This is a genomic window from Geodermatophilus sp. SYSU D00710 (genome assembly GCF_054050195.1).
In genome coordinates, this window is record NZ_JBJGYX010000039.1 from 37,007 (window position 1) to 43,024 (window position 6,018).

Below are 6,018 nucleotides of genomic sequence, written 5' to 3' on the forward strand. Positions count from 1 at the left end.
GACGGATACTCGGCCCTGAGTATCTTGATATCGAGATTCATTCGAGCGAGGGAGTTGGCCGTGGTCACCACCGTCTCCGCACCGGCGGCCGCTCCCCCCGCCGCCGCCGCGCCGGCCCGTCGCCGCGTCCGCGCGGTCTGGGCGCTGACCGCGCTCACCGCGGTCGCGCCGGTCACCTGGGGGACCACCTACGTCGTCACCACCGAGTGGCTGCCGCCCGACCGGCCGCTGCTCGCCGCGACCGTGCGGGCGCTGCCCGCCGGCCTGCTGCTCGTCGCGGCCGGCCGCGTGCTCCCCCGCGGCGCCTGGTGGTGGAAGGCGGCGGTGCTCGGCACGCTCAACATCGGCGCGTTCTTCGCGCTGCTGTTCGTCGCCGCCTACCGCCTGCCCGGCGGGGTGGCCGCGGTGCTCGGCGCCGTGCAGCCCCTCGTGGTGGCGCTGCTGGCCCTGCCACTGCTGGGCCGGCCGCTGCGGGCCCGCACGTTCACCCTCGGCGCGGCCGGCGTGGCCGGGGTCGCGCTGGTCGTGCTCACCGACGAGGCGAGGCTCGACCCCGTCGGCGTCGTCGCCGGGCTGGTGGCCACCGTCTGCATGGGGACCGGGGTGGTGCTCACCAAGCGGTGGGGCCGGCCGGTCCCGGTGCTGGCCTTCACCGGCTGGCAGCTGGCCGCCGGCGGCGCGCTGCTGCTGCCGCTGGCCCTCGCCGTCGAGGGACTGCCGGCGACCGTCACCGCCGGCCAGGTGGGCGGCTTCCTGTACCTGGCCGTGGTCAACACCGCGCTGGCCTACGTGCTGTGGCTGCGCGGGATCGGCCTGCTGCCCGCCGACCGGGTGAGCTTCCTCGGCCTGCTCTCCCCCGTCGTGGCCGCGGCCGTCGGCTGGGTGCTGCTCGGGCAGTCGCTCGGGCCGCTGCAGCTGGCCGGCGTGGTCCTGGCGCTGGGCAGCGTCCTCCTCGCCCAGCGCGGCGGCTGACGGCTGCACCCGAGCAGACTCCCCGGCGTGGACCTCAACTCCGACCTCGGCGAGGGCTTCGGGCGGTGGACCCTCGGCGACGACGACGCCCTGCTCGACGTGGTCACCAGCGCCAACGTCGCCTGCGGCTTCCACGCCGGCGACCCGGTGATCCTGCGCCGGGTGTGCGACCGCGCCGCGACGGCCGGCGTCGCGATCGGCGCCCAGGTGGGCTACCGCGACCTCGCCGGGTTCGGCCGCCGGTTCGTCGACGTCGAGCCCGACGCGCTCACCCAGGACGTGCTCTACCAGGTGGGCGCGCTCCAGGCCTTCGCCCGGGTGGCCGGCACCCGGGTCCGCTACGTCAAGCCGCACGGCGCGTTGTACAACGCGATCGTCGCCCACGAGGAGCAGGCCGCGGCCGTGGTACGCGCCGTCGTCGAGTACGACCGGACCCTGCCGGTGCTGGGCCTGCCCGGGTCGGCCTGGCTGCGGCTGGCGGCCGAGGCCGGGCTGACCGTGGTGGCCGAGGCGTTCGCCGACCGCGCCTACACGCCCGAGGGCACGCTGGTGTCGCGGCGGCTGCCCGGGGCGGTGCTGCACGACCCCGGCGAGATCGCCCGCCGCTGCGTGGCCATGGCCACCGGGGAGCCGATCACCGACGTCGAGGGCGGCCCGCTGCGGCTGGCCCCGCAGTCGATCTGCGTGCACGGCGACACCCCCGGCGCCGTCGAGGTCGCCCGCCGCGTGCGGGCGGCGCTGGCCGGGGCCGGGGTCGAGCTCGCCGCCTTCGCGCCGTGATGCGGGTGCTGCCCAGCGGCTCCACCGCGCTGCTGGTGGAGCTGGACGGCCTCGACGAGGTGCTCGGCCTGTACGCGGCGCTGGAGGAGGACCGTCCGGCCGGCGTCGTCGACCTGGTCCCGGCCGCGCGCACGGTGCTGGTGGTCACCGACCCCGCGGTCACCACGCCCGAGGCCGTCGAGGCGGCGGTGCGGCGGACCCGTCCCCGGCCGGGGCGCGGACCCGCCGGCGAGCTGGTGGAGCTGCCGGTCGTCTACGACGGCGCGGACCTCGGCGACGTCGCCGCGCACCTGGGCGTGGACCCCGGCGAGGTGGTGCGGCGGCACACCGGCACCGAGTGGACCGTCGCCTTCTCCGGCTTCGCACCGGGCTTCGGCTACCTGACGCCGGCCGACGGCGGCTGGGACCTGCCGCGCCGCGCGTCCCCGCGCACCCGGGTGCCGGCCGGGTCGGTGGCGCTGGCCGGCGGGTTCACCGGCGTCTACCCACGCGAGTCGCCGGGCGGGTGGCAGCTGGTCGGGCGCACCGACGTCGCCGTGTTCGACCTGGCCCGCGACCCGGCCGCGCTGCTGCGCCCCGGCGTGCGGGTGCGGTTCGTACCGTGCTGACCGTCCTCGCCCCCGGGCCGCTCACCACGGTGCAGGACCGCGGGCGCCCGGGGCTGGCCGGCATCGGGGTGGGCCGGTCGGGCGCGGCCGACCGGGCGGCGGCCGCGCTGGCCAACCGGCTGGTGGGCAACGACGCAGGGGCCGCCGTCCTCGAGGCCACGCTCGGCGGGCTGGCGCTGCGGGCCGACGCCGACCTGCTGGTCGCCACCACCGGCGCCCGCTGCCCGGGGTCCCCGGCGCACGACGCGCCGGCCCTGCTGCGCGCCGGCGCGATCCTCACGCTGGGGACGCCGGCCACCGGGCTGCGGACCTACCTCGCCGTCCGCGGCGGGATCGCCGTCGAGCCGGTGCTCGGCTCGCGGTCCACCGACCTGCTGTCCGGCCTGGGACCGGCACCCCTGCGCGCCGGGGACCGGCTGCCGGTCGGGGAGCCCACCGGCCCGCCGCCCGGGGTGGACGTCGCGCCGGTGCCCGACCCGCCCGGCGGGGAGGTGACCGTGCGGCTGCTGCCCGGCCCCCGCGGCGACTGGTTCACCGAGACTGCGCTGGCCACCCTGGGCACCGCGGCGTGGACGGTCACCGCCGAGAGCAACCGCATCGGCCTGCGGCTGGACGGCCCCCCGCTGGATCGCCGGGTGCCCGGTGAGCTGCCCAGCGAGGGGCTGGTCCGCGGCGCGCTGCAGGTGCCGCCGTCGGGCCCGCCGGTGCTCTTCCTCGCCGACGCGCCGGTCACCGGCGGCTACCCGGTGGCCGGGTACGTCGCCGACGACGACGTCGACCGCTGCGCGCAGCTGCGGCCCGGTCAGACCCTCCGGCTGCGCCGCTGACCCGTGCACGTCCGCGGAAGTGCCCGGGACCTCAGAAGGGGTACGTCGGCAGGTCCCCGCGCACGGTGACCCACTGGGTCTCGGTGAACGCCTCGATGTTGGCCTGCGGGCCGCCGTGCCGGGAGCCGGTGCCCGAGGCGCCGACGCCGCCGAAGGGCGCCACCGCCTCGTCGTTGACCGTCTGGTCGTTGACGTGCACCAGCCCGCTGGGGATGCGCTCGGCGAGCTCGAGCCCGGCGTGCACGTCGCGGGTGAGGATGCCGAGGCTCAACCCGTACTCGGTGCCCGAGGCCAGCTCGACGACCTCGTCGAGGCTGGAGAACGGCGTCACCGGCGCGACCGGGCCGAAGATCTCCTCGGCGTAGGCCGGGTGGTCGACCGCGACGCCGCCGAGGACGGTCGGCCGGTAGAACAGCCCCTCGTAGGTGCCGCCGGTGCGCACGGTGGCGCCGCGCTCGACGCTGGCGGTGACCAGCCCGTGCACGCGGTCGCGCTGGCCGGCGTCGATGAGCGGGCCGAGGGCCACCTCCTCGCGGTACGGGTCGCCGACCGGCAGCTTCTCGACCTTCTCGGTGAGCACGGCGGTGTACTCCTCGGCGATCGACTCGTGCACCAGGTGCCGGCTGGTGGCCATGCAGATCTGGCCCTGGTGGGCGAACGTCCCCCAGGCCCCGACGCCCGCCGCCGCGGTGACGTCGACGTCGGGCAGCACGATCAGCGCGGAGTTGCCGCCGAGCTCGAGGTGCGCGCGCTTGAGGTGCTGGCCGGCCAGCGCGCCGACGGCGCGGCCGGCGCTCGTCGAGCCGGTGAAGGCGATGACCCGCACCTGCGGTGCGGTCACCAGCGCCTCGCCGACGTCGGCCCCGCCGGGCAGCACCTGCAGCACGCCGGCGGGCAGTCCGGCCTCCTCGAAGACCCGGGCGAACAGCACGCCACCGGAGATCGCGGTACGCGGGTCGGGCTTGAGGACGACGGCGTTGCCGAGCGCGAGCGCCGGGGCCACGGCCCGGATGGCGAGGATGGTCGGCACGTTGAACGGCGCGATGACCCCGACGACGCCGGCCGGGAGGCGGCGGGCGAAGGACAGCCGCGGCGCGCCGGTGCGCAGCAGCTCGCCGTAGGGGTGGCTGGGCAGCGCCGAGGCCTCGTAGCACTCCTGGGCGCTGGTGTGGACCTGGAAGTCGCCGAACGGCGGGATCGCGCCGGACTCCCGCGCCAGCCAGCCCCGGATCTCGTCGGCGGCGTCCTCGAGCACCTGCCCGGCGCGGCGCAGGACGCGCGCCCGCTCCTCGAACGGCGCGGCGGCCCACTCCCGCTGGGCCCGTGCCGCCCGCTCGGCCGCGGCGTGGACGTCCTGCGGGGTCGCCCGGCCGACCGGCGCGATGACGTCGCCGGTGGCCGGCTCCACCGCGTCGTAGGTGCCGCCGGACCCGTCGGTCCAGGCCCCGGTCCAGACCCTGCCCTGCCACGCGCCGTCGTCCAGGAGTGCCACGTCGGTCCTCTCGTCGGTGATCCTGTTCCGATCCTCACCGAGGTGCTGGGCGTTCGCTGCGCAGGGGCCCACCCCACGCCCGGACCGCGAGATCGGCGGTCTCGTGGCCATCAGCAGCTCATGGCCACGAGACCGCCGATCTCGGTGCCGACAGCGCCCACGCCCACGACCGGACCGCGACCGGGGAATGCCGGGGTGTGACGACGCGCCGGGCGGCCCGGACACGCGCCGCCGGTCGACCCGGAGCACGCGATCGTGGCCCGTGCCGTCCCTACCGTCGGAGGCCGTGAGTGGTCCACGGTCGTACTGGGACGGCGTGCGCGGGCGGCTGCTCGTCGCCGTCCTCGTCGGCCTCGGCGCCGCCGGCCTGCTGTTCCTGCTGGACGACGACCTCACCGCGGTGGTCCTGGTCGGCGTCGTGACGCTGCTCAGCGTCGCCCTGGTGCCCACCCCGGAGGAGCGGGCGCGGCGGGCCTGAGCCGGCTCAGCCGGCGCGCATCTCCTCGAGCACCGTCCCGGCGACCTTGAACGCGTGGTTGGCCGCCGGCACCCCCGCGTAGACGGCGGCGTGCTGGACCACCTCGGCGATCTCGGCCTCGGTCAGCCCGTTGCGCACCGCCGCGCGGACGTGCAGCGCGAACTCGTCCCAGTGCCGCAGCGCGATGCAGATCGACAGCGTCGCGACGCTCCGCTCCCGCCGCCCGAGCCCCGGCCGCTGCCAGACGTCGCCCCAGGCCACCCGGGTGATGAAGTCCTGGAACCCCGCGGTGAACGGCGTCGTGCCGGCCACCGCGCGGTCCACCCACGCGTCCCCCAGCACCTCGCGCCGGGTGCGCATCCCCGCCTCGCGGCGGGCGTCGTCCGAGTCGAGGGGCGCGTCGCTCACGCGTGCCGCCCCGCGGCGTCGAGGTGGGCCAGCAGCGCGCCGGTGACCTCGAGCGGCTGCTCCAGGTTGGGCAGGTGCGCCCCGGAGTCGACCGTCAGCAGGGCCGACCCGGCGATCCCGTCGGCGATCGCCTGCTGGTGCGGCGGCGGCAGCGCGGGGTCCTGCGCGCCCGACACGACCAGCGTCGGCGCGGTGATCCGGGCGAGGTCCTCCCGGCCGTCGAAGGAGCCGACCGCCTCGCAGCAGGCCGCGTACCCCTCGTCGTCGGCGCCGGCGATCATCGCCTCCAGCCGCGCCACCAGGTCGGGGTGCTGCGCGGCGTACCCGGGCGTGAGCCAGCGGCCGACGATCGTCGGCGCCAGCGGGGGGGGGGGGGGGGGGGGGGGGGGGGGGGGGGGGGGGGGGGGGGGGGGGGGGGGGGGGGGGGGGGGCGGGGCGCTTAACGCCCCACCA

General features: G+C 77.5%; 8 protein-coding genes. 5 read left to right on the plus strand and 3 right to left on the minus strand.

Annotated elements, in window-relative coordinates:
* Positions 1-60: 60 nt before the first annotated feature.
* From ACI78U_RS17045 to ACI78U_RS17060, 4 genes are read left to right on the plus strand one after another with little or no spacing between them, the layout of a single operon-like run.
* Positions 61-972 carry an EamA family transporter gene (locus ACI78U_RS17045; protein WP_456876572.1) on the plus strand — a complete coding sequence of 304 codons (912 nt, stop codon included), beginning with the start codon at positions 61-63 and terminating at the stop codon, positions 970-972.
* Between the two features lie 27 nt (positions 973-999).
* Positions 1,000-1,752 (plus strand): LamB/YcsF family protein, encoded by a 753-nt coding sequence (locus ACI78U_RS17050; protein WP_456876573.1) that lies wholly within the window; start codon positions 1,000-1,002, stop codon positions 1,750-1,752.
* Positions 1,752-2,360, plus strand: a complete 609-nt coding sequence (locus tag ACI78U_RS17055; protein WP_456876579.1) for a 5-oxoprolinase subunit B family protein — start codon at positions 1,752-1,754, stop codon at positions 2,358-2,360. Before ACI78U_RS17050 ends, ACI78U_RS17055 begins: the two co-directional genes overlap by 1 nt.
* On the plus strand, positions 2,354-3,187 hold the full coding sequence (locus ACI78U_RS17060) for a 5-oxoprolinase subunit C family protein (protein ID WP_456876574.1): 834 nt from the start codon (positions 2,354-2,356) through the stop codon (positions 3,185-3,187). Before ACI78U_RS17055 ends, ACI78U_RS17060 begins: the two co-directional genes overlap by 7 nt.
* A gap of 31 nt (positions 3,188-3,218) precedes the next feature.
* On the opposite strand, the gene ACI78U_RS17065 is transcribed toward ACI78U_RS17060, so the two are convergent.
* Positions 3,219-4,679 (minus strand): benzaldehyde dehydrogenase, encoded by a 1,461-nt coding sequence (locus ACI78U_RS17065; protein ID WP_456876575.1) that lies wholly within the window; start codon positions 4,677-4,679, stop codon positions 3,219-3,221.
* Positions 4,680-4,965: 286 nt separating this feature from the next.
* Between ACI78U_RS17065 and ACI78U_RS17070 the strand changes: the two genes are divergently transcribed.
* Positions 4,966-5,157, plus strand: coding sequence for a hypothetical protein (locus ACI78U_RS17070; RefSeq protein WP_456876576.1), 192 nt, complete (start codon positions 4,966-4,968; stop codon positions 5,155-5,157).
* Between the two features lie 6 nt (positions 5,158-5,163).
* Here ACI78U_RS17070 and pcaC read toward each other — a convergent pair whose 3' ends face one another.
* Together pcaC and ACI78U_RS17080 are read right to left on the minus strand one after the other, a co-directional pair.
* Positions 5,164-5,565 (minus strand): 4-carboxymuconolactone decarboxylase, encoded by a 402-nt coding sequence (gene pcaC, locus ACI78U_RS17075; RefSeq protein WP_456876577.1) that lies wholly within the window; start codon positions 5,563-5,565, stop codon positions 5,164-5,166.
* The coding region (locus ACI78U_RS17080; RefSeq protein WP_456876578.1) for an alpha/beta fold hydrolase at positions 5,562-6,018 on the minus strand (457 nt) is incomplete at its 5' end. The genes ACI78U_RS17080 and pcaC, both read right to left, overlap by 4 nt.